The organism is Streptomyces sp. ISL-98 (assembly GCF_018614055.1).
GTDB lineage: Bacteria > Actinomycetota > Actinomycetes > Streptomycetales > Streptomycetaceae > Streptomyces > Streptomyces spiramyceticus.
The window spans coordinates 170,050-193,399 of record NZ_JAGGPB010000034.1 but is presented as its reverse complement, the minus strand read 5'-3'; the positions used below and the strand labels follow the sequence as shown (position 1 = coordinate 193,399).

General features: G+C 71.0%; 18 protein-coding genes. 12 read left to right on the top strand and 6 right to left on the bottom strand.

Going from position 1 to position 23,350, the window contains the following annotated elements; all coding sequences use genetic code 11:
- Positions 1-68 precede the first annotated feature (68 nt).
- From J7I98_RS22975 to J7I98_RS22960, 4 genes are all read left to right on the top strand, one after another.
- Positions 69-1,511 carry a DUF692 domain-containing protein gene (locus tag J7I98_RS22975; RefSeq protein ID WP_214924355.1) on the top strand — a complete coding sequence of 481 codons (1,443 nt, stop codon included), beginning with the start codon at positions 69-71 and terminating at the stop codon, positions 1,509-1,511.
- A 7-nt stretch (positions 1,512-1,518) separates the two neighbouring features.
- A complete protein-coding gene (locus tag J7I98_RS22970) occupies positions 1,519-2,523 on the top strand; it encodes a TIGR04222 domain-containing membrane protein (protein ID WP_214924352.1) in 1,005 nt (334 codons plus the stop codon).
- A gap of 116 nt (positions 2,524-2,639) precedes the next feature.
- Entirely contained in the window at positions 2,640-3,383 is a 744-nt protein-coding gene (locus J7I98_RS22965) for a DUF4142 domain-containing protein (protein WP_214924343.1), read from the top strand.
- Between the two features lie 105 nt (positions 3,384-3,488).
- Positions 3,489-5,195 (top strand): alpha/beta hydrolase, encoded by a 1,707-nt coding sequence (locus tag J7I98_RS22960; protein ID WP_214924330.1) that lies wholly within the window; start codon positions 3,489-3,491, stop codon positions 5,193-5,195.
- Between the two features lie 31 nt (positions 5,196-5,226).
- On the opposite strand, the gene hemQ is transcribed toward J7I98_RS22960, so the two are convergent.
- Together hemQ and hemG are read right to left on the bottom strand one after the other, a co-directional pair.
- Complete coding sequence (gene hemQ / locus J7I98_RS22955) at positions 5,227-5,964, bottom strand: hydrogen peroxide-dependent heme synthase (protein WP_214924318.1); 738 nt, start codon at positions 5,962-5,964, stop codon at positions 5,227-5,229.
- A 4-nt stretch (positions 5,965-5,968) separates the two neighbouring features.
- Entirely contained in the window at positions 5,969-7,411 is a 1,443-nt protein-coding gene (gene hemG, locus J7I98_RS22950) for a protoporphyrinogen oxidase (protein WP_214924315.1), read from the bottom strand.
- Positions 7,412-7,539: 128 nt separating this feature from the next.
- Here hemG and J7I98_RS22945 point away from each other — a divergent pair, with 128 nt between their 5' ends.
- Together J7I98_RS22945 and J7I98_RS22940 are read left to right on the top strand one after the other, a co-directional pair.
- Positions 7,540-8,487, top strand: a complete 948-nt coding sequence (locus J7I98_RS22945; protein ID WP_214924222.1) for a DUF4349 domain-containing protein — start codon at positions 7,540-7,542, stop codon at positions 8,485-8,487.
- A gap of 80 nt (positions 8,488-8,567) precedes the next feature.
- Positions 8,568-9,989, top strand: a complete 1,422-nt coding sequence (locus tag J7I98_RS22940) for an FAD-dependent oxidoreductase (RefSeq protein ID WP_214924219.1) — start codon at positions 8,568-8,570, stop codon at positions 9,987-9,989.
- A gap of 26 nt (positions 9,990-10,015) precedes the next feature.
- Here J7I98_RS22940 and hemE read toward each other — a convergent pair whose 3' ends face one another.
- On the bottom strand, positions 10,016-11,092 hold the full coding sequence (hemE, locus tag J7I98_RS22935; protein WP_214924204.1) for a uroporphyrinogen decarboxylase: 1,077 nt from the start codon (positions 11,090-11,092) through the stop codon (positions 10,016-10,018).
- Between the two features lie 91 nt (positions 11,093-11,183).
- Here hemE and J7I98_RS22930 point away from each other — a divergent pair, with 91 nt between their 5' ends.
- The 5 genes from J7I98_RS22930 (at position 11,184) to J7I98_RS22910 (ending at position 17,793) form a co-directional block, all read left to right on the top strand.
- A complete protein-coding gene (locus tag J7I98_RS22930) occupies positions 11,184-11,858 on the top strand; it encodes a DUF3000 domain-containing protein (protein WP_214924202.1) in 675 nt (224 codons plus the stop codon).
- A gap of 329 nt (positions 11,859-12,187) precedes the next feature.
- Positions 12,188-12,850, top strand: a complete 663-nt coding sequence (locus J7I98_RS22925; RefSeq protein ID WP_214924198.1) for a response regulator transcription factor — start codon at positions 12,188-12,190, stop codon at positions 12,848-12,850.
- A gap of 77 nt (positions 12,851-12,927) precedes the next feature.
- The gene (locus tag J7I98_RS22920; RefSeq protein WP_214924194.1) at positions 12,928-14,205 is read left to right on the top strand and encodes a ribonuclease D; all 1,278 of its coding nucleotides are present in this window, start codon (positions 12,928-12,930) and stop codon (positions 14,203-14,205) included.
- Positions 14,206-14,434: 229 nt separating this feature from the next.
- Positions 14,435-15,655: an acetyl-CoA C-acyltransferase gene (locus J7I98_RS22915; protein ID WP_214924181.1), complete on the top strand. Its 1,221-nt coding sequence runs from the start codon at positions 14,435-14,437 to the stop codon at positions 15,653-15,655.
- The gene (locus tag J7I98_RS22910; RefSeq protein ID WP_214924178.1) at positions 15,652-17,793 is read left to right on the top strand and encodes a 3-hydroxyacyl-CoA dehydrogenase NAD-binding domain-containing protein; all 2,142 of its coding nucleotides are present in this window, start codon (positions 15,652-15,654) and stop codon (positions 17,791-17,793) included. The genes J7I98_RS22915 and J7I98_RS22910 overlap by 4 nt, the downstream gene beginning before the upstream one ends.
- A 72-nt stretch (positions 17,794-17,865) precedes the next feature.
- Here the strand turns inward: J7I98_RS22910 and J7I98_RS22905 are convergent, their stop codons facing one another.
- Positions 17,866-18,963, bottom strand: coding sequence for a hypothetical protein (locus J7I98_RS22905; RefSeq protein WP_214924175.1), 1,098 nt, complete (start codon positions 18,961-18,963; stop codon positions 17,866-17,868).
- A 112-nt stretch (positions 18,964-19,075) separates the two neighbouring features.
- Here J7I98_RS22905 and J7I98_RS22900 point away from each other — a divergent pair, with 112 nt between their 5' ends.
- Positions 19,076-19,525 carry an NTP pyrophosphohydrolase gene (locus tag J7I98_RS22900; protein ID WP_251021030.1) on the top strand — a complete coding sequence of 150 codons (450 nt, stop codon included), beginning with the start codon at positions 19,076-19,078 and terminating at the stop codon, positions 19,523-19,525.
- Positions 19,526-19,528: 3 nt separating this feature from the next.
- On the opposite strand, the gene J7I98_RS22895 is transcribed toward J7I98_RS22900, so the two are convergent.
- Both J7I98_RS22895 and dxs read right to left on the bottom strand, forming a co-directional pair.
- The gene (locus J7I98_RS22895; RefSeq protein WP_214925150.1) at positions 19,529-21,007 is read right to left on the bottom strand and encodes an amino acid permease; all 1,479 of its coding nucleotides are present in this window, start codon (positions 21,005-21,007) and stop codon (positions 19,529-19,531) included.
- Positions 21,008-21,318: 311 nt separating this feature from the next.
- On the bottom strand, positions 21,319-23,244 hold the full coding sequence (gene dxs / locus J7I98_RS22890) for a 1-deoxy-D-xylulose-5-phosphate synthase (protein WP_214924162.1): 1,926 nt from the start codon (positions 23,242-23,244) through the stop codon (positions 21,319-21,321).
- Positions 23,245-23,350 lie beyond the last annotated feature (106 nt).

Below are 23,350 nucleotides of genomic sequence, written 5' to 3'. Positions count from 1 at the left end.
CCCCTCCTCTGGATTCGGCCCTGCGCACCGGGGCCATTACCCCTGCACGAAGCAGAGGAGGGGGAATCATGGAGCGTCTCGGAATCGGAATCGGCTGGCGGCCGGAGATCGCCGACACGGTGGAGCGGCTGCCCGGGATCGACTGGGTCGAGGCGGTCGCGGAGAACATCTGCCCGGGCCACATCCCCGACTCCCTGCTCCGCCTGCGCGAGCGTGGCGTGTCGGTGGTCCCGCACGGCGTCTCGCTGGGTCTGGGCGGCGCGGACCGCCCGGACGCGGGCCGCCTGGCGGACCTGGCGGCCAGGGCGGAGGCGCTCGGCTCCCCCCTGGTCACCGAGCACATAGCGTTCGTACGGGCGGGCGGCCCGCTCACGGCGAGCCCGCGCCTGGAGGCGGGCCACTTGCTCCCGGTCCCCCGCACCTGGGACGCCCTCGACGTGCTGTGCGAGAACGTCCGTATCGCGCAGGACTCGCTCCCTGTTCCACTCGCACTGGAGAACATCGCCGCGCTGATCAACTGGCCCGACGAGGACATGACCGAGGGCCAGTTCCTGGCGGAGCTGGTGGCGCGCACGGGGGTCCGCCTCCTGATCGACGTGGCGAACCTCCACACGAACCACGTCAACCGCGGTGAGAACCCGGCGGCGGCGCTCGACGAGCTCCCGGTGGAGTCGATCGCGTACGTCCACGTGGCGGGCGGCGTGGAGAAGGACGGCGTCTGGCACGACACCCACGCGCACCCGGTGACGCAACCGGTCCTGAACATCCTCTCCGAACTCCGGTCCCGCACGAACCCCCCGGGTGTCCTGCTGGAACGGGACGACAACTTCCCGCCGGCGGAGGAGCTGGCCAGGGAACTGACAACAATCCGCAACACCCTGACCACCACGACCGCAACCCCGACCCCGCCGCGCGACCAAGCCGCCATCACCACGACACCGGGAACTGCCGCCACCCCCCGCGCCACCACCGCGCAGGGAGCCACCACTCCCCCACGCGGCGAAGCTCGCGGGGGTAGGGGGAACAACGCCACTGCCGCAGCTCCCGCGCACCCCGCCGCCACCGTCGAGGCCGCACCCCTTCGCCCCGCAGAGGCCGCCACCGCCATCCGCACCCGCGTCGCCCTCGCTCAGGCCGCCCTGCTCTCCGCCCTCGTCGCCGGCACCCCGACCCCCACCGGCTTCGACTCCGCCCGCCTGCGCGTGCAGAGTCGTGCCCTCGCCGCCAAGCGCGCCGACGTCGTCGCCAAGCTCGCCCCGGAGCTCCCGGAGATCCTCGGGGCCGCCTACCGGACCGCCTTCCTCGCGTACGCCAAGTCCCGTCCCATGTCGGCCGGTTACCGCCGCGACGCGCTGAACTTCGCCGAGCATCTGCTCGCCGCCGGCCTCCCCGAGGACGCCTCCGCGCGCCGTCGGCTGACCCACTGGTGGCAGGACCGCGCCGCCCCGCGCCCTCCGCGCCGTACGACCCGCCTCGTCCGTGCGGCACGTGCCGCACTCGTCCGGAAGTGACACGCCGATGACCGTCCTCGCCCTGCTGATCACGCTCGCCGTGGTCGTCGCCTCCGTGGTCCTGACCAGAGGCGTTACCGCCGTCCGCCGCAGCGCCAACGGCTCCGGCGGCGGCTCCGTCCACGACGTCATGGAGGCGGCCTTCCTCAACGGCGGCCCTTCCCGCACCGTGGACACCGCCCTCGCCGCCATGCGCCAGGACGGCCGCCTGGCGATCGGCGGCCCCGGCATCGTCTCCGCCCGGAGCACCGTCACCCGCGACCCGGTGGAACGGGCCGTGCTCCAGGAGCTCGGCGCCGCGCCCAACGGCGCGCTGCACACCCTCCGCCACGCGGTGATGCGCAGCTCAGCCGTGCAGGAGGTCGGCGACAGCCTCGCGTTCCGCGGCCTGATGGTGCCCCCGCACGCCGGCCACAACTGGCGCACCCGCAGCCACATCCTGACGCTGGCCTGCGTCCTGGGCTTCCCGGCGGCCGTCGTCGTCTCGTTCGTGGAGGACTCCAGCATCCCCTTCGTCGTCAAGATTCTGCCCGCGCTGATCGTCGGCATCGCGAGCGGCGCGGGCAACGCGTCCAGGGCCGCCGCCCGCGTCACCCCCGCCGGCCGGGCGGCCGCAGCGGCATACCGCATCGCGCACGCGTACCGGACCGATGCGGGCCACCTGGTCGCGCTCGGCGGCCTGCGGGCGCTGCCCGACCCCGAACTGCAGGCCCAGCTGCAGGCGGCAGCGCGCCAGACGCCGACGAGCAGGACCACGAGGGCCGGCACGACCAGCAGCACCAGTGACAGCAGCATGTACGCCGCAGCCGGAGTCGTCGTGTGGTGCGCCTCTTCCGGCCCCGGCGGTTCGAGCTGCGGAAGCTCGGGCGACTCCGGATCGGGATCAGGGTCGGGATACGACTCCGGCTCGGGCTCCGGCGGATCAAGCTGCTCCAGCAGCTCCGGCTCCAGCTGCAGTTCGAGCTCCGGCTCCAGCTGCGGCGGCGGAAGCAGCTGCTCTTCCTCCTCCTGAACCCGCCAACATACCTACCACGCAGCCGAGTTGGCCGCTCCACCACCCATTTCTCACAACGCCCCACGGGATCACCGAGACGCGCACTAACGTGCGGTGCCGCACCAGGAGGCACCATGCGTTCCGTCACCGCCGGCACCGGCCTGGTCGTCGTCGCCCTGACGGCGACCCTCGCCGCGCTGATCTTCCCGATCTGGTCGTACGCCGACCGCTCGGGCACCGGGCTTGCCCAGCTCGACGCCGGAACGGTCCCCACCCGGTGGGGACCGCTCTCGGCCGCCGACCGCGACCTCGTCGTACGCATCAGACTCGCCGGCCTGTGGGAACTCCCGGCCGGCCAGCAGGCACTGGAGCGGGCCCCGACCCGTGCCGTCGAGGAGGCCGGCGCACACCTCGTCGAGGGCCACACCTTCCTCGACGCACGCGTACGAGAGGTCGCGGCGCAGCTGAACATGGAGCTGCCCAACCAGCCCACCGCCGAGCAGCGCGGCTGGCTCAGAGAGTTCACGGAGGCGAGCGGCCCGGCGTACGAGAGCAGATTCGCCAACATCCTCCGCGCCGCCCATGGCAAGGTCTTCGCGGTCATCGCCCAGGTGCGCCACACCACCCGCAACACCCTCGTCCGGGGCCTCGCCGACGACGCCAATACGACCGTCCTGGACCACATCCGGATGCTGGAGGCCACCGGCCGTGTCGACTTCGACGCCCTGGCGAACGAGGCCGCCGGGACCGCCACCGCGAGCCCCACAGGCCCGCCGCCGCCCGCCCCGCCGTCCCGCACCACCCCGCCACCGGCCGTCCCGGTCACCCCGTCCACCAGCTTCCCGCTGCCGCCTCCGGCGAGCCGCCCCAAGCCGTGACGCGCATCGGGGTCATTGACCCCGACACCGAACACCGGTGCTTTACTTCGCCAACTGCCGCGTCAAGGATCCCCCTTTGTCCTGTATCTGTACGAAGGGAACGCGATGAGAGCAGTAGCGATGTACGGGACCCTGGCATCCCTCGGCTCCCTGGTCCTGACCGCCCTCGTCGCCGCCCCCGCCGGCAGCGCCGAATCCCCCGCACTTCCCGCACTGCTCACACCCCCCGCATCCGCCGAGGCCCGCGGCACCGCCCTCGCCGCCAAGCGCGCGGCCGCCGCCGGCATCGCCTTCGGCAAGTGCCCCGCGGCCGAGGGCCTGTCTTCCCCGGCGCAGTGCGGCAAGGTCAAGGTCCCCCTCGACTACGCCGCCCCCGACGGACGCCAGATCTCACTGACCGTCAGCCGCGGGAAGGCCGACGGCAAAGGGGCAGGTGGCAAGGGGGCGGGCGGCAAAGGGGCAGGTGGCAAGGGGGCGGGCGGCAAAGGGGCCAAGGGCAAAGCCGTCGCACGCCAGGGCGCGCTCGTCTTCAACCCCGGCGGGCCCGGCGCCTCCGGCATGTACTTCCCGATGGTCGCGTCGATGCCCGAGTGGAAGCGGATCAGCGCGGCGTACGACCTGGTCGGCTACGCCCCGCGCGGCGTCGGCCGCTCGGCCCCGCTGTCCTGCCAGGCGCCGAAGGACTTCGCCAAGGCCCCCACCCAGTCCCCGTCCGACCCCTCCGTCGCGTACAAGCGGGAGCGGGTCGCCCAGGCCAAGGCGTACGCGAGCGGCTGTGCGCGCAACGCGGGCGACGCGCTGCGCCACTACACGTCCCTCAACAACGCCCGCGACCTGGAGGTTCTGCGGGCAGCGCTGGGCCAGAAGAAGCTGACCTTCATGGGCGCGTCGTACGGCACGTATCTGGGCGCCCTGTACGCGACGCTCTACCCCGGCCACGTACGCCGCATGGTCTTCGATTCGGCGGTCAACCCCGACCCCCACCAGATCTGGTACCGCAGCAATCTCGACCAGTCGCTCGCCTTCGAAACCCGCTGGCACGATTTCCGGGCCTGGGTCGCCAAGCACGACAAGTGGTACCACCTGGGCAAGACGCCGGACGCGGTGCTGGCCAGTTACGAGAAGGTGCGGGCCAGGCTCGCCCACCGGCCGGCCGGCGGCAAGGTGGGGCCGGGCGAGCTCCAGACGGCGTTTCTGAGGGCCGGTTACTTCGACGACTACTGGGCGCTGCGCGCCACCGCGCTCACCCAGTATCTGAAGGGCAACCCGAAGCCGCTGATCGAGCAGGCCGCGCCCAAGCCCGAGTCCGCGTGGGACGACGAGAACAGCAACGCCGTGTACACCGCCGTCGAGTGCAATGACGCGCCCTGGCCGACGGACTGGCAGGTGTGGAACCACGACAACACCGAGCTGGCACGCCGCGCGCCGTTCGAGACCTGGGACAACGCCTGGATGAACCTGCCGTGTGCGTACTGGAGCGCCCCCCGGCAGGTGCCTCTGGACGTCCGTACGGAGCCCGGTGCGCTGCCTCCGACGCTGATCCTGGCCGCCGAGCGGGACGCGGCCACGCCGTACAAGGGCGCGCTGGAGCTTCAGCGGCGGCTGGAGGGTTCAGTCCTGGTCACGGAGCGGAATGCCGGTACGCACGGCATCGGCGGCGGCGAGAACAAGTGCGTCAACGGCTACATGGAGACGTATCTCCTGACCGGACGGACGCCGGTGCGGCGCGCACAATGCGCGCCGCACCCGGAGCCGAACCCGGTGTCGCTGGACGAGCGGGCAGTGGCCAGGAGGCCTGCGCCCGCTGTCTGATCTTCCGGGTCAGGGGGTGGTGGGCCGTCGCTCAGGCGAGGCCCGCCACCAGGTCTGCGATGTCCTTGCGCCGGCCGGTGTAGAACGGCACCTCCTCGCGCACGTGCATCCGTGCCTCGGACGCGCGCAGGTGCCGCATCAGGTCGACGATGCGGTAGAGCTCGTCGGCCTCGAAGGCCAGCAGCCACTCGTAGTCGCCGAGCGAGAACGACGCGACCGTGTTGGCCCGCACGTCCGGGTAGCCGCGCGCCATCTTGCCGTGGTCGGCGAGCATGCGGCGACGGTCCTCGTCGGGCAGCAGGTACCAGTCGTACGAGCGCACGAAGGGGTAGACGCTGACGTAGTTGCGCGGCGTCTCGTCGGCCAGGAAGGCCGGGATGTGCGACTTGTTGAACTCGGCGGGGCGGTGCAGCGCCATGTTCGACCAGACCGGTTCCAGCGCGCGGCCCAGCTTGGTGCGGCGGAAGAGGTTGTACGCCTCCTGGAGCTGGTCAGCGGTCTCCGCGTGCCACCAGATCATGACGTCGGCGTCGGCGCGCAGCCCGGACACGTCGTACGTACCGCGCACGGTGACGTCCTTCGCGGCGAGCTGGTCGAACAGCTCCTGCACCTCGTCCGCGTACCCGGCGCGCGCGGTGTCATCCGGTAGCACATCCCGAAGCTTGAAGACGGACCACAGGGTGTAACGGATGACGTCGTTGAGGTCCTTGGCCTTCTTGCCGGCGTTGGGGCCTCGGGGGGATGTCACAGTCTCCGGAGCATCAGTCATGTCCCTATTCTCCCGCGCCCGGATCCGTGCCCCGCGCCGGGGCCGGGGTGACCATGATCTCGTCGGCGGCACGCTGCCCGCTCGCGATGCACGCCGGGATGCCGACACCGTCGTACGCCGCGCCGCAGACCCGCAGTCCGGGCAGCTTCGCGACCTCGGCCCGCACCCGCGCGACACGCTCCGGGTGGCCTACGGGGTACTGGGGAAGGCCGCCGATCCAGCGGGTGACCTCGGTGGCCACGGGCCGGGCGTCGAAGCCGGTCGCCGCGCCGAGATCCCGCAGGGACACATCAACCAGCTCGTCGTCCTCGCGGTGCAGGTGCTCCTCCTCGCCGTATCGCCCGATGGAGGTACGCAGTACGAAGAGGTCGGGCGCGGCGGCGTCCACCCAGGCCCACTTGCGGGTCGAGAAGGTCGACGCCTTGATGGTGTGCCCGTCCACGGGCGGCACCAGGAAACCGGACCCCTCCGGCATCCCTTCCACGTCCCGGCGCCGGAAGGCCATGGTGACCAGTGTCATCGACGCGTACTCGACGGCGGACAGTTCGGCGGCCGCGGCCGGTGACTCGGCGGCGAGCAGCGCGGACGCGGACCAGGCCGGGGACGCGAGGACTACGGAGTCGGCCGCGATCACCCGCTGGTCGGTACGCACTTCCCAGCCGCCGGCGCCGCGGGTCAGGCCGAGCACCGGCGTGTCGAGGAGGATCTCGCCGCCCCCGGCGCGCACGGCATCGGCGACGGCACCGGGCAGGGTGCCCACGCCGCCCTCGATCCCCATGAAGCTTGAATTGGCGGGGGCGGGCCCGGTCTGCTGCTTGTCTTCCGCCCGCCGCTGAATCTCCCGTACGCCGTCGAGGAGCGAGTCGTGCGTCCTGGCCGCCTCGAAGAGCTGCGGTACGGCGGCCCGCATCGACGTCCGGTACACGTCACCGGCGTACACGCCGCCGAGCAGGGGTTCCACCAGCCGGTCGACGACCTCGCGGCCGAGGCGGGCGGCGACGTACTCGCCGAGAGCGATGTCGTCGCCGACCTCGGTGCGCGCCAGCTCGTGGTCCTGCTCCATGCGCGCGAGGGCGTCCTTGGACAGGACGCCGCCGAGGACGGCCGGGTCGCTCGGTACGCCCATCACGTGCCCCTTGGGCATCGGGGTGAGAGTGCCCCGGTTCCAGAGCGACGCGGTGGCGGTGGCGGGCGGCTGGAGCCGGTCGCCGATGCCCACCGCGCGCGCCAGGTCGACCGCCTCGGGGCGCCTGGCGAGCATCGACTCGGCACCCAGATCGACGGGCACGCCCGCGATCTCGCCCGCCAGGAGCTTGCCGCCGAGCCGGTCCGTGGCTTCGAGCACGGTCACGCGCGCACCGGCTCCGACCAGCCGGTGCGCGGCGGCGAGGCCGGAGATGCCGCCACCGATGACGACGACGTGGGGTGAATGTGTGTGGGCGCTCATGGGGTCCACTCTCTCAAACCCGGAAAGAGTCCTGACCGTGACCGCTTCGGGATCCGAAAAGGGCAACCCTCTCCCCCGCCCCGCACGTCGAACCGGCAACACCCACCACGACGTTCGGGGGAGCCGACATGCGTGCAGCACACACGTCAGGGCACCGTTCACTCAAGGTCCTCGCGGCCGCCCTGCTCACCGCTTCGCTGGCGCTCGGCGGCTGCGGCGCGTCCGACGACAGCGGCGCACAGAGCAGCGCGGCCGACGACAAGGCGGCGGCGCCCGCGGAGAGGGCGCCGGGCAGCGGCGTCGAGGACCAGTCGGGCGCCCAGAAGCCCGACGGCCAGGGCAATGCGAAGAAGCCGCCGCTCGCCAAGACCCACATCATCCGCACCGCGACGCTCTCCGTCGAGGTCGACAGCGCGACGAAGGCCCTCGCCACGGCCCGTACGGCTGCCGAGAACGCCGGGGGCATCGTCGGCAACGAGACCACGGAGCGCACCGAGGACGACCACGTCTTCTCGCGCATCGTCCTGCGCGTCCCGCAGGAGGAGTACGACGCCGTGCTCAAGGAGCTGACGGGCACCGGCAAGCTGCTCAACCGCAAGGCCGACGCGAAGGACGTCACGGACCAGGTGGTGGACGTCGAGAGCCGCATCAAGTCGCAGCGGTCGAGCGTCGCGCGGGTGCGGGAAATGATGGACCGGGCCACGAAGATCAGCGATGTGGTCATGCTCGAAGGCGAACTGAACACCCGTCAGACCGAGCTCGAGGCCCTTCTCGCCCAGCAGGCGTCGCTCAAGGACCGTACGACCCTGGCGACCATCACCCTCGAACTCTCCGAGCCCGAGGCGGAGGAGACCGCCAAGCCGGACGACGACCCGGGCTTCCTGGACGCGCTCGGGGGCGGCTGGAACGCGTTCGTCACCACGCTGAAGTGGGTCGCGATGGTGCTGGGCGCGGTCGCCCCGTTCGCCGCCGCGCTGGCGCTGCTGTACGTCCTGTGGCGCGCGCTCCGCAGCCGCCTGCCGCACCGCGCGGCGCCGGTGGCGACGCCGCTGCCGGCACCGCAGGAAGAGAACTAGCCCCGCCCAGGGAACGCAGCGGACGTAGCGTGTCCTTCGGATGTACGCAGGTTCGGATGTACGGACTGGGAGGACACGCCATGGCAGCGGCGGAGCGACTGGTGGTCATCGGCGGCGATGCGGCGGGTATGTCCGCCGCATCGCAGGCCCGCAGGCTCAAGGGCCCGGACGAGCTGGAGATCGTCGCCTTCGAGCGCAGCCACTTCACCTCGTACTCGGCCTGCGGCATCCCGTACTGGGTCGGTGGGCACGTGACGGAGCGGGCGGAGCTGATCGCCCGTACGCCCGAGGAGCACCGCGAGCGCGACATCGACCTGCGAATCAGAACCGAGGTCACCGCAATCGACGTGGAGGGCAGCCGGGTCCGCTCCCGGGACCTCGAATCGGGCGCCGAGTCCTGGACCGGCTTCGACAAGCTGGTCATCGCCACCGGCGCCCGCCCCGTCCGTCCCCCGCTGCCCCGCATAGACGCCCCCGGCGTCCACGGGGTGCAGACCCTCGACGACGGCCAGGCCCTGATCGACACGCTGGAGCGGACACAAGGGCGGCGCGCGGTCGTCGTCGGGGCGGGCTACATCGGCGTCGAGATGGCCGAGGCGCTGGTCAACCGCGGTTACGACGTGACCGTCCTGAACCGCGGCGAGCAGCCGATGGCCACACTCGACCCGGACATGGGCCGCCTCGTCCACGACGCGATGAACGGCATGGGCATCACGACCGTCTCGGGCGCGGAGGTCACCAAGATCCTCACCGGAGGTGGGGGTACCTCCCTGCTCGAGCGAAGCCGAGAGCTTGGGGGAGGGCAGGTCCGGGCGGTCGCCACGGACGACGACACGTACCCGGCGGACGTCGTCGTGCTCGGCATCGGCGTCGAACCGGAGACCACGCTGGCCCGCGACGCGGGCCTGCCGGTCGGGGAGTCCGGCGGCCTGATCACCGACCTGGCGATGCGCGTCGTGGGCCACGACAACATCTGGGCGGGCGGCGACTGCGTCGAGGTGCTCGACCTCGTCTCGGGCCGCCGGCGCCACATCGCGCTCGGCACGCACGCGAACAAACACGGCCAGGTCATCGGGTCGAACGTGGGCGGCGGTTACGCCACGTTCCCCGGTGTCGTCGGTACGGCGGTCAGCAAGGTCTGCGACCTGGAGATCGCCCGGACCGGCCTGCGCGAGAAGGACGCGCGGGCGGAGGGCCTGCAGTTCGTGACGGCGACGATCGAGTCCACGAGCCGCGCCGGGTACTACCCCGGGTCGTCCCCGATGACCGTGAAAATGATCGCCGAGCGCCGCACGGGGCGTCTGCTGGGCGTCCAGATCGTCGGCCGGGAGGGCGCGGCGAAACGCGTCGACATCGCGGCGGTGGCCCTCACGGCCCGCATGACGGCCGACCAGATCACGGCCCTGGACCTGGGCTACGCCCCACCGTTCTCCCCGGTCTGGGACCCGGTCCTCGTTGCCGCCAGAAAGACGGTTACGGCACTGCGGAAGGCGGGTGTGTAGGGCGTGCCCTGCGCGGGGCTGTTCCCCTACCGCGCCGTCCGCGTGTGGACGTACTCCGTGAGACGGGTCAGCGCGTCCGGGTCCGTCGTCGGCAGCACCCCGTGCCCGAGGTTGAAGATGTGCCCCTCAAGACCGGCCGCCGCCTCCAGCACCTCATCCGTCTTCGCCATGACCGCATCCGGCGTCGAGAAGAGCACCGCCGGGTCCAGGTTCCCCTGGAGCGCCTTGCCGGGGCCGACCCGCCGCGCCGCCTCGTCCATCGGGACGCGCCAGTCGACGCCCACGACGTCCGCGCCGGCCTCGCCCATCAGGCCGAGCAGCTCGCCGGTGCCCACACCGAAGTGGATGCGCGGTACGCCGTAGGACGCCACCGCGTCGAAGACCTTCGCGGAGGCGGGCATCACCGAACGGCGGTAATCGGCGGGCGCGAGCGCGCCGACCCACGAGTCGAAGAGCTGCACGGCGGACGCGCCCGCCTCGATCTGCACCTTCAGGAACGCCGAGGTGATCTCCGCGAGCCGGTCGAGCAGATCGGCCCACAACTGCGGGTCGCCGTACATCAGGGCCTTGGTGTTCTCGTGGTTGCGCGACGGTCCGCCCTCGACGAGGTAACTCGCGAGAGTGAAAGGCGCGCCCGCAAATCCGATGAGCGGCGTGGACCCGAGCTCGCCGGTGAGCATGCCGATGGCCTCGGTGACGTACGAGACGTCCGCCGGCTCGAGATCGCGCAGCTGCGCCAGGTCGGCGCGCGAGCGGATCGGCTGGGCGACGACCGGGCCGACGCCGGGCTTGATGTCCAGGTCGATACCGATGGCCTTGAGCGGGACCACGATGTCGCTGAAGTAGATCGCCGCGTCCACCTTGTGGCGGCGCACCGGCTGGAGCGTGATCTCGGTGACCAGGTCGGGCCGCATGCAGGATTCGAGCATCGCGGTGCCCTCGCGCACCTTCAGGTACTCGGGCAGCGAGCGCCCGGCCTGCCGCATGAACCAGACCGGCGTGTGCGGCACCGGCTCGCGCCTGCACGCCTTGAGGAAGGCCGATTCGTCGGCGGCGTGTGTCTGGCTCTGCGGGGCCCCGGAGGGGCGGTGGTTGGCACTCACGCGCAGAATCTTCGCATGCGTGCCCAAGCCGTTGTCGCGGGCCGGGTGTCCTTCGCTGCGCGAGGCCCGCGTTCCGCCTACTCTTCCCCGCATGGCTCCGGCTCAGGGACGACTTTCGGATGATGCTGACGACATGGGCGGCGCGGCGGACAGCTCCGCCCCGCCCGCGTTCCGTCAGGCGGTCGAGGCCCTGCGCTCGGCTCGCCTGCGCCCCGAGGTGGAGATCGACCCGACCCGCCCGCCACAGCGCCTGGCGCCGTACGCGTACGCACTGGAGGCAGCGGTAGTCGAGGGCGAGGACGATCTCGCGGACGGCCGGCTCGTACTCCTTCACGACCCGGCGGGCCACGAGGCGTGGCACGGGACGTTCCGGCTCGTGACGCTCGTACGGGCGGAACTGGAGCCGGAGATGGCGGCCGACCCGCTGCTGCCCGAGGTGAGCTGGTCCTGGCTGACGGGCGCCCTGGAGGCGCGCGGTCTGTCGTACGGGGAGGCGAGCGGCACTGTCACCCAGGCCGGCTCGCACTACTTCGGCGGCCTGGCGGACCGGCGGCCCGCGACGCAGATCGAGATCCGGGCGTCCTGGACACCGCACGAGGGCCGGGGCGGGGTGCCGGACACGGCGGCTCATCTGGCGGCCTGGTGCGATCTGCTGGCCCAGATCGCGGGACTGCCCCCGGTACAGGCCGTCGGGCCGGACTCCTCCGCCCCGGCGGACGCGGGCGTGGTGTCGCTGCCGCAGCGGCGCGGACCGCAGCGGCCGTAACGCACCGGAAGGGGCACGCCGAAGAGCGTGCCCCTTCGCATGCACGGCTATGAACGGCCAGGGACGGCTCGCGTGCATGGGCATGGACGACTCCGCATGCACGCCGTGCACGGCTATGCGCCGGCGCGCACGGCCATGCGGTCGCGAGGCGATATTTCTTCACATGATCGATCGCGCGTCCGAATTGCCTGAATTGTTACTCACCAAATCGTGATCTTTCCCTAAAGGAGAGCGGTAGTGCTGCCGAAGGAGTCAATGACCCTTCCAGCACGGTTCGCCCCGGCAACATCCCCGAGCCGGCGCTTCCCGCCACTCCCCCAGGAGGCCTGGTGTCCGTTCTCCTCGAGCAGCCCGCAAGCCTGGTCGCCTACCGCCCTAACAAGCCGACGGCCATGGTCGTCGTGGCCGACCCACGCGTCCGCTCCACCGTCACCCGCCACTTGTGGGCCCTTGGAGTACGTGACGTCATCGAGGCGTCGTCCATCGCGGAGGCACGTCCCCGCGTCGGCAATCCGCGCGACATCTGCGTTGCCGACGTCCACCTGCCCGACGGTTCCGGGCTGACCCTGCTGTCCGAGACCCGCGCCGCGGGCTGGCCCAACGGCCTCGCCCTCTCCGCCGCCGACGACATCGGCGCCGTACGCAATGCACTCGCGGGCGGCGTCAAGGGCTACGTCGTCACCGGTACGCGCAACAACATCGGGCACCCCACCCGCCCCGGCGCCGCCCCCATCGGCGCCGCGGCAGCCCGCATGCACCGCCGCCCCCCGGGTACCCCGAGCCACCCGGGCGGCTACCGCGAGCTCTCCGGCCGTGAGGTCGAGGTCCTCCGGCTCGTCGCCGAGGGCCAGTCGAACAAGGCCATCGGCGTCTCGATGGGACTGTCCGCCTTGACCGTAAAGAGCCACCTCGCCCGCATTGCCCGCAAGCTCGGCACGGGGGACCGGGCCGGGATGGTAGCGGTGGCGCTCCGTACCGGAATCATCCACTGACCGATTACAACCCTCACGCGCCCGTCGACGGAACGTTCCGTCGGCGGGCGCTGTCCATACACAGATACCCTTTACACGTGACCGACGCCCAAGAGACCGCAGCAGAACCAGACCTGCGAACCCCCGGGGGCGCTCCCCCGGTCGACGTCGAGACGGCGCCGATTCCCTTGTTGGAGCCTCGCGAAGGCATTCCCCCGGTGGTTGCCACCGAGGAAGCACTGGCCGAAGTGATCGCGGCATTCGCCGCGGGCACCGGCCCCGTGGCCGTGGACGCCGAGCGCGCGTCCGGTTATCGCTACGGACAGCGGGCCTATCTCGTACAGCTGCGCCGCGAAGGTGCGGGCAGCGCGCTCATCGATCCGGTCGGCTGTCCCGACCTCTCCGGCCTGGGCGAAGCCCTCACCGGGGCCGAGTGGATCCTCCACGCGGCAACACAGGATCTGCCGTGCCTGCGCGAAATAGGCATGGTCCCTTCCACGCTGTTCGACACCGAGCTCGCCGGACGGCTCGCGGGGTTCCCGCGCGTCGGCCTGGGCGCGATGGTCGAGTCCGTCCTCGGATACGCCCTGGAGAAGGGGCACTCTGCGGTCGACTGGTCCACCCGTCCGCTCCCCGAGCCCTGGCTGCGCTATGCGGCGCTCGACGTGGAGCTCCTCGTCGACCTGCGCGACGCGCTGGAGAAGGAGCTCGACCGGCAGGGGAAGCTGGAGTGGGCCCGTGAGGAGTTCGACGCCATCGCGTCGGCCCCGCCCGCGCCGCCCCGCAAGGACCCGTGGCGCCGTACGTCGGGAATGCACAAGGTGCGCCGCCGCCGGCAGATGGCGATCGTGCGGGAGCTGTGGAACGCCAGGGACCGGATCGCTCAGCGGCGTGACGTGTCGCCCGGCAAGGTCCTGAGCGACACCGCGATCGTCGAGGCGGCCCTCGCCGTACCGGCGAACGCACAGGCGCTGTCCCTGCTGCCGGGCTTCGGCCACCGCATGGGGCGCCGTCAGCTGGAGCAGTGGCAGGCGACGGTCGACCGCGCCAAGGCGCTGCCGGACACGGAGCTTCCGCAGCCCGGGGCGGCCGTGACGGGCCCGCCTCCGCCGCGTTCCTGGGCGGACAAGGATCCGGCCGCCGCGGCCCGCCTCTCGGCGGCCAGGGCGGGCGTCTCGGCGCTCGCCGAGGAGCTGAACATGCCGCAGGAGAACCTGATCACCCCGGACACGGTGCGCCGGGTGTGCTGGGAGCCGCCGGGCGACGCCACACCGGAAGCGGTGTCCTCGTCCCTGGCGACGTACGGCGCGCGGCAGTGGCAGATCGGGCTGGTGGCTCCGCTGCTGGCCAAGGCCCTGATCGCCTCGTCCGACTGACCGCATCCGGCCGATTGCGCCTGATGCGAGCCCCCGACCGTCCGCGGCCGGGGGCTTTGTCGTGGGGTGGTTCGTGGGGTGGTTCGTGCGGTCGTCCAGGTGTGACGTTCACCGCTCCCGCCGTGGGGGGTGGGCAGCATGGTTACCCACAAGTAGCATGAGGAAAGGAAGCGCGCGCTTAGCCGTGCGCCCGCAGCAGTGCCACCCCGCACCCTGGAGGAGAGCCATCGTGCCTCGTACCGTCAGGGACGTCGTCTTCGTCGACGGCGTCCGCACCCCGTTCGGCAAGGCGGGCCCGAAGGGCATCTACCACGAGACCCGGGCCGACGATCTTGTCGTGAAGGCGATCCGGGAGCTGCTGCGCCGCAACCCGGACCTCGACCCGGCCAAGATCGACGAGGTCGCCATCGCGGCGACCACCCAGATCGGCGACCAGGGCCTGACCCTCGGCCGCACCGCCGGCATCCTCGCCGGGCTGCCGCAGTCCGTCCCCGGTTTCTCGATCGACCGCATGTGTGCGGGCGCGATGACCGCGGTGACGTCCATGGCGGGCGGCGTGGCCTTCGGTGCGTACGACATCGCCCTCGCCGGCGGCGTCGAGCACATGGGCCGCCACCCCATGGGCGAGGGCGTGGACCCCAACCCGCGCTTCGTCAGCGAGAAGCTGGTCGACGAGTCCGCCCTCTTCATGGGCATGACCGCGGAGAACCTGCACGACCGCTTCCCGCACATCACCAAGCAGCGCGCCGACGAGTACGCGGTGCGTTCGCAGGAGAAGGCCGCCAAGGCGTACGCCGACGGCAAGATCCAGCAGGACCTGGTGCCGATCTCCGTACGCCGCACCAACCCCGAGGCCGGTGAGACCGGCTGGGGCCTCGTGACCGCCGACGAGCCGATGCGCCCGGGGACCACCCTGGAGAGCCTGGCCGGGCTCAAGACGCCGTTCCGTGCGCACGGGCGGGTCACCGCCGGTAACGCCGCCGGTCTCAACGACGGCGCCACCGCCTCCCTGATCGCCGCCGAGGACGTCGCGCGCGAGCTGGGCCTGCCGGTCAAGATGCGTCTCGTCTCGTACGCCTTCGTGGGTGTCGAGCCGGAGGTCATGGGCATCGGCCCGGTCCCGGCGACCGAGAAGGCCCTGGCCAAGGCGGGCCTGACGATCGACGACATCGGCCTGTTCGAGATCAACGAGGCCTTCGCGGTGCAGGTGCTCTCGCTCCTGGACCACTACGGCATCGCGGACGACGACCCGCGCGTCAACCAGTACGGCGGCGCGATCGCGTTCGGCCACCCGCTGGCCTCCTCGGGCGTACGCCTGATGACCCAGCTGGCGCGGCAGTTCGAGGAGCAGCCGCACGTCCGCTACGGCCTGACGTCGATGTGTGTCGGCTTCGGCATGGGCGGAACGGTCATCTGGGAGAACCCGCACTTTGACGGAGGCAACAAGTGAGCACCACCACCGCTGAGCTTCTGAAGGGCGCGGCCGAGCTGTTCCCCGGCGAGGTCGTCACGCAGGCGCACGTGCGCCACCTCGACCTGCCGTACGGCGCCGGGCGCTTCGCGCTCATCACGCTGGACAACGGCCTGGACCACACCAAGCCGACCACCTTCGGGCCGCAGTCGCTGGCGAACCTCAACGCCGCCATCGACCAGGTCGAGAAGGAGGCCGCCGAGGGTTCCGTCGTCGGTGTCGGCCTCACCGGCAAGCCGTTCATCTTCGCGGTCGGCGCCGACCTCAAGGGTGTCGAGCTGCTGAAGCGGCACGAGGACGCGCTGGCCATCGGCAAGGGCGGCCACGACGTCTTCCGCCGTCTGTCCGGGCTCGCTGTCCCCACCTTCGCGTACTACAACGGTGCGGCGATGGGCGGCGGCGTCGAGGTCGGCCTGCACTGCTCGTACCGCACGGTCTCGAAGGCGCTGCCCGCCTTCTCCCTGCCCGAGGTCTTCCTCGGCCTCGTACCGGGCTGGGGCGGCTGCGTGCTGCTGCCGAACCTGATCGGTGCGGACCGTGCAGTTTCGGTCATTATTGAGAACTCGCTCAACCAGAACAAGCAGCTCAAGGGCAAGCAGGTCTTCGAGCTCGGGATCGCCGACGCGATCTTCGAGGGCGCGGACTTCCTGGAGCAGTCGCTGAACTGGACCGCGTCCGTCCTGAACGGCTCGGTCACGGTCGAGCGTGCCGAGATCGACCGCGGCGACGCCTGGGACCAGGCCGTGGCGCGCGGCAAGGCCGTCGCGGACTCCAAGGTGCACGGCGCTGCCCCGGCGGCGTACCGCGCGCTGGAGATCATCGCTGCGGCGAAGGACGGCGACCTGGGCGCCGGCTTCGACGCCGAGGACACCGCGCTGGCCGACCTGATCATGGGCGGCGAGCTGCGCAGCGGCATCTACGCCTTCAACCTGGTCCAGAAGCGCGCGAAGCGCCCGGCCGGTGCGCCGGACAAGTCGCTCGCGCGTCCGGTCACCAAGGTGGGCGTCGTCGGCGCCGGCCTGATGGCCTCCCAGCTGGCGCTGCTCTTCCTGCGCCGCCTGGAGGTGCCGGTCGTTCTGACGGACATCGACCAGGAGCGCGTCGACAAGGGTGTGGGCTACGTCCACGCCGAGATCGACAAGCTGCTCGGCAAGCGCCGTATCAACCAGGACAAGGCGAACCGCCTGAAGGGCCTGGTCTCCGGTGTTCTGGACAAGGCCGAGGGCTTCTCCGACGCCGACTTCATCATCGAGGCGGTCTTCGAGGAGATCGGCGTCAAGCAGCAGGTGTTCGCGGAGGTCGAGGCGGTCGCCCCGGCGCACGCGATCCTCGCCACCAACACCTCCTCGCTGTCGGTGACCGAGATGGCGTCGAAGCTGAAGCACCCCGAGCGGGTCGTCGGCTTCCACTTCTTCAACCCGGTCGCGATCCTCCCGCTCCTGGAGATCGTCCGCGGCGAGCAGACCGACGACGCCTCGCTGGCCACGGCGTTCGGTGTCGCGCGCAAGCTCAAGAAGACGGCGGTTCTGGTGAAGGACGCCCCGGCGTTCGTCGTCAACCGCATCCTGACCCGCTTCATGGGCGAGATCCAGAACGTCATCGACGAGGGCACCCCGGTCGCCGTCGCCGAGAAGGGCGTCGAGCCCCTCGGCCTGCCGATGTCCCCGCTGGTGCTCCTGGAGCTGGTCGGCCCGGCCATCGGTCTGCACGTTTCGGAGACCCTGAACCGCGCCTTCCCGGAGCGCTTCACGGTGTCGCCGAACCTGGCCGCTGTGGTCAAGGCCGGCAAGCGCGGCTTCTACGTCTACTCCGCCGAGAACGGGTTCAAGCCCGAGCTGGACCCCGAGGTCGCGGCTCTCCTCAAGCAGGGCGACACCGTCCTGACCGAGGAGCAGGTCCGTACCCGCGTCATGGAGGCCGTGGCGCAGGAGATCGGCCTGATGCTGGAGGAGGGTGTCGTCGCCGAGGCGCAGGACATCGACCTCTGCCTGATCACGGGCGCGGGCTGGCCCTTCCACCTGGGCGGCATTACGCCGTACCTGGACCGCGAGGGCTACTCGGAGCGTGTGAACGGGAAGAAGTTCCTGGAGCCGGGCGTGGCGAGCGTCCCGGCGTAACAACGGACGCGCAATGCGAGACGGGCCGTACGGGAGATGCTCCCGTACGGCCCGTCCGTCTGTGGTGCGTGGTCAGACGCGGGTCCAGGCCCCCAGCGCCAGGCCGTCCTCGGGCTTCTGGCGGGCCACATGGAGCCCGCCGTCCGTGCCGATCACCGCGAGGACCACGCGGCCCATCGCGTCCACCGCCAGCGCAGGTGCGCCCAGGCACTCGTCGCCGGTCGCCGTCCACCACACGCCGTCGTCCTCGGCCTCTGTCACGCAGGCCGCGAGGACGGGGCGTCCGTCGGTGCCGCGGTGGGCCAGGACCGTGCAGTCGTGGCCGCCGATTTCGGTGCGCAGGGCCGCTGCGGGGCTGTCCGCGGGGGTGCCGGAGAGGGCGACGGTGGCCTGGCCGGGGCGGTGGGCGGTGATGCCTCCGTCGGCCTCGGATTCGTTCCAGTAGTACGTGATGCGGTCCTCGGCGGTCTCCAGGCCGACGACCGTACGGACCACCGGGGTGAACGGGATGTCCTCGGCCAACGTCAGCTCGCCGCCGGGCTTCTCCTGCGTCCAGCGCAGCGTCCGGCCCGCTGCCGGGGCCAGCACCTCGACCTTGCCGGTGGCCGTGGCCACCGCTGCCGGGCCGTCCTGGACCTTGCTGCCGCGCAGGTCCTTCCAGCCTTCCCACTTGCCGTTGGCGGCCTGGCGTCGCATCTGGACGCCGAGGCCCGCGTTGCGTACGAAGACATGGACCGAGCCCGCCGTGTTGACGGTGGCGGCCGGAATGCCGATCTTGAGGCCCCGGTCGGCTTCCTTGTAGGGGTTGCCGAGGGTGTGCCAGACGGTCAGGGGGCGGCCGGTCTGGTACTGGATCGCGTGCACGATGTCGACGGCCTTCCCCTTCCGGCGCCGGCCTATGAAGTGCACGTAGCCGTCCGGGCCCTGGGCGAGGGTCAGGTGCTCTATGCCGGGGGCCGGGAAGAAGTCGGGTCCCGACCACTCCGGGCCGCCGGGGCGGATCTCCGTCCAGCGCAGCAGGCCGCCGTCCGTGGGCGCGTAGGCGGAGAGTCTGTCGTCCTTGCCGCGCAGCAGCCACCGGCTGGTCCCGGGCCCGGTCGCCGCCGCCGGGGGGCTGCTGGAAGGAGAGGGAAGATTACGCTCGGACTTACGCGCGGTCCGCGGCCTCATGGCGTCACGCCAACCTTCTGTACATCGACTTTTGACTCCCCGTGATTCGAACAAGCATAGCGTTTTGCCTGGTGGCGACCGCCCCGAGGGCCACGCATGCTATGAGGATGCTATGAGAACTCTGCTCGTCGTGGACGCCGCCAACGTCGTCGGGTCCGTCCCCGACGGCTGGTGGCGCGACCGCCACGGAGCCGCCGAACGCCTCAGGGACCGCCTCCCGGCGTACGCCGAAGAGGGCATCCCGGGTCACCCCGGTCCCCTCGGCGTCGTCCTCGTCGTCGAGGGGGCCGCGCGTGGTGTCACATCGGTGCCCGGCGTACGGGTCGAGGCGGCGACGGGCAGCGGCGACGACCGGATCGTCGAGGTGGTCGCGGAAGCGGTGGGTGAGGCCGCCGTGGTCGTCGTCACCGCCGACCGGGAGCTCAGGCGGCGCGTGGAGGCGTACGGCGCGCAATGCGTCGGGCCGCGGACGGTACGGGCTCAGCAGTCCGGCCCCGCAGTCCCCGCCGAAGCGGGACGTACGGAGCCGGGAAACGGTGCGGAGAAGAGAAGTCAGGCCTAGGGCCTAGTACTTGGCAGCGCCGCCGGCGCGGCCGAGGCGGCTGTGCCCGCGCCCGTACACGAAGTAGACCACGAAGCCCAGCGCCATCCAGATGCCGAAGCGCAGCCACGTCTCGGCCGGCAGGTTCAGCATCAGCCAGAGCGAGGCGGCCACCGAGAGGATCGGGAGGAGCGGCACCATCGGGGTACGGAAGGCCCTGTGCAGGTCGGGCCGGGTACGGCGCAGGACGATCACGCCGAGGGCGACGACGACGAACGCGAAGAGCGTGCCGATGTTCACCAGCGTCGCGAGCTCTTCGATGCTGGTGAAGCCCGCGATGATCGCGATGATCACGCCGAGCAGGATGGTCGGGCGGTAGGGCGTGCCGAATCGCGGGTGCGTGACGGAGAAGAACCGCGGGAGCAGTCCGTCGCGGCTCATCGCGAAGAACACCCGGGTCTGGCCGAGCAGCAGGATCATGCACACCGTGGTGAGACCGACGGCGGCGCCGAAGCTGATGGTGCCGGCGTAGAAGGGGTGCCCGGTGGCCTTGAAGGCGTCTGCTAGCGGGGCGCTCACCGACAGCTCGCTGTAGTGCTGCATGCCGGTGACCACCACGGACACGGCGACGTAGAGCACGGTGCAGATGAGGAGCGAGCCGAGGATGCCGCGCGGCATGTCCCTCTGCGGGAGCTTGGTCTCCTCGGCGGCGGTGGCCACGACGTCGAAGCCGATGAAGGCGAAGAAGACGACGGAGGCGGCGGTGAAGATGCCCATGACGCCGAAGTTGGTGGGTTCGTAGCCGAACAGCAGCTGGACCATGGGGGCGTCCCAGCCCGATCCGGCGTCCTGTGACACGGCGTCAGGGATGAAGGGCGAGTAGTTGTCCGTGTCGATGAAGAAGGAGCCCGCGATGATGACGATGAGGACCACGGTCACCTTGACGGCGACCACGACTGCGGTGACCCGGGCGGACAGCTTCATGCCGAGCACCAGGATCACGGTGAGCAGCAGCACCAGCAGGAAGGCCAGGAGGTCGAAGCCGAATCCTTCCGCCACATCGGGGCCTGAGAGCCCGTCGGGCAGAGCCCAGCCGGCGTTGTCCATCAGCGACCGGACGTACCCCGACCAGCCGACCGCCACCACCGCCGTGCCCAGCGCGAATTCGAGGACCAGGTCCCAGCCGATGGTCCAGGCGACCAGCTCGCCGAGCGAGGCGTACGAGAAGGTGTACGCGGACCCGGCGACCGGCACGGTCGAGGCGAACTCGGCGTAGCAGATGGCGGCCAGGCCGCACGCGACGCCGGCGGCGACGAAGGCGAGCGCGGTGGCGGGACCGGCCGTCTCCTTGGCCACCTTGCCCGTGAGGACGAAGATGCCGGTGCCGATGATGACCCCGACTCCGAAGACCGTCAGGTCGAGCGCGGAGAGGGATTTCTTGAGCGCGTGCTCCGGCTCCTCCGTGTCGCGGATCGACTGTTCGATCGTCTTGGTCCGGAACATCCCGCCGCTTCCCGGTCCGGGGTCCTGCTGCGTACTCACCGGCGTACCTCCGCCTGTTGGCTGTCGCCCAACCTTGAAGTGAGCGAGTTTCAGTCATGATCGTGAGCGAACCGGGCAGCACCGACGAGTACCGCCGCAGGGTTTCACCCGATGAGAGGCACCGGTGAGTATGCGGAATTGGCCTGAAAGTTGAGCCTTTCGGGTGACGGAAAGGCCCGGCCGGAGCGAGCTGCTCCAGCCGGGCCTTGAGTCGTACGACGGCGTACGACGACGTACGACCTTGCGACGGCGTACGAGGTCCTGGCGCCGCGTCAGTCGCGCGCCACCTCGGCTTCCGGCGTGTCCTCCAGCCGGCCGTCCAGCTTGGAGACGAGACCCGTCACCTGGCGGGCGATGTCCGGGGCGGTCAGACCGATCTCGGCCATGACCTCCTTGCGGGACGCGTGGTCGAGGAAGCGCGGCGGGATGCCGAAGTCGCGCAGCGGTACGTCGACGCCCGCATCGCGCAGTGCCTGGGCGATGGCGGAACCAACGCCGCCCGCGCGGCTGTTGTCCTCGACGGTGACGACCACGCGGTGCTGCTCGGCCAGCGGCGCGAGCGCCTCGTCGACCGGCTTGACCCAGCGCGGGTCGACCACGGTCGTCGAGATGCCCTGCTTGTCGAGCAGGTCGGCGATCTCCAGGCACATCGGCGCGAGCGCCCCGACAGAGACGAGCAGGACGTCAGGCCGCTCGGTGTCCGCGTCGGCGTTGCGCAGGACGTCCATGCCGCCGACCTTGCCCACGGCCTTCACCGCGGGGCCGACGGCGCCCTTGGAGAAGCGGACGACGGTCGGCGCGTCGTCGACCACGACGGCCTCGCGCAGCTGGGCGCGGACCTGGTCGGCGTCGCGCGGCGCGGCGATGCGCAGCGTGGGGACGCACTGCAGGATCGACATGTCCCACATGCCGTTGTGCGAGGCGCCGTCGGTGCCGGTGATGCCCGCGCGGTCGAGTACAAAGGTGACGCCGCACTTGTGCAGGGCAACGTCCATCAGGACCTGGTCGAAGGCCCGGTTGAGGAAGGTCGCATACACCGCGAAGACGGGGTGCAGGCCGCCGGTGGCCAGACCGGCCGCGGAGACCGCGCCGTGCTGCTCGGCGATCCCCACGTCGTACACCCGGTCGGGGAAGGCCTTCGCGAACTTGTCGAGGCCGACCGGCTGCAGCATGGCCGCCGTGATCGCGACGATGTCCTCGCGCTCCTTGCCGAGCTTGACCATCTCCTCGCCGAACACCGAGGTCCAGTCGACGCCGGACGAGGCGATCGGCAGGCCGGTGTCGGGGTGGATCTTGCCGACGGCGTGGAAGCGGTCCGCCTCGTCGGCGAGGGCGGGCTGGTAGCCGCGGCCCTTCTCGGTGAGGCAGTGCACGATGACGGGGCCGCCGAAGCGCTTGGCGCGGGTGAGCGCGGACTCCAGGGCCTCGATGTCGTGGCCGTCGATCGGGCCGACGTACTTGAGGCCGAGGTCCTCGAACATGCCCTGCGGGGCGATGAAGTCCTTGAGGCCCTTCTTCGCGCCGTGCAGGGTCTCGTAGAGCGGCTTCCCGACGACGGGCGTGCGCTCCAGGATGTCCTTGCCGCGGGCGAGGAAGCGCTCGTAGCCGTCGGTCGTACGGAGCGTGGCGAGGTGGTTCGCGAGGCCGCCGATGGTCGGGGCGTACGAGCGCTCGTTGTCGTTGACGACGATGACCAGCGGGCGGTCCTTGGCGACGGCGATATTGTTCAGCGCCTCCCAGGCCATGCCGCCGGTGAGCGCGCCGTCACCGATGACGGCGACGACGTGGTGATCCTCCTTCTTGAGGACCTCGTTGGCCTTGGCGAGGCCGTCGGCCCAGCCGAGGACGGTCGAGGCGTGCGAGTTCTCGATGACGTCGTGCTCGGACTCCTCGCGCGACGGGTAGCCCGACAGGCCGCCCTTCATCTTCAGCTTCGAGAAGTCCTGGCGGCCGGTGAGCAGCTTGTGTACGTACGACTGGTGCCCGGTGTCGAAGAGGACCTTGTCCTTGGGCGAGTCGAATACGCGGTGCAGGGCGATGGTCAGCTCGACCACACCGAGGTTGGGGCCCAGGTGTCCGCCGGTCTTGGAGACCTCGTCGACGAGAAATGTCCGGATCTCAGCGGCCAGCTGGTCCAGCTGCTCCGGGCTGAGCCGGTCCAGATCGCGCGGTCCCGTAATGCGGGTCAGCAGCGCCACCCGTGCCTCCTTGCAGTTGAACTGTCTGGCTTGCCGGTCTGCCGAGTCTAATGTTCCGCTCGCGACTGTGGTCATCGGGCGGTGCGTTCTGCGTCACCCGGGTGAG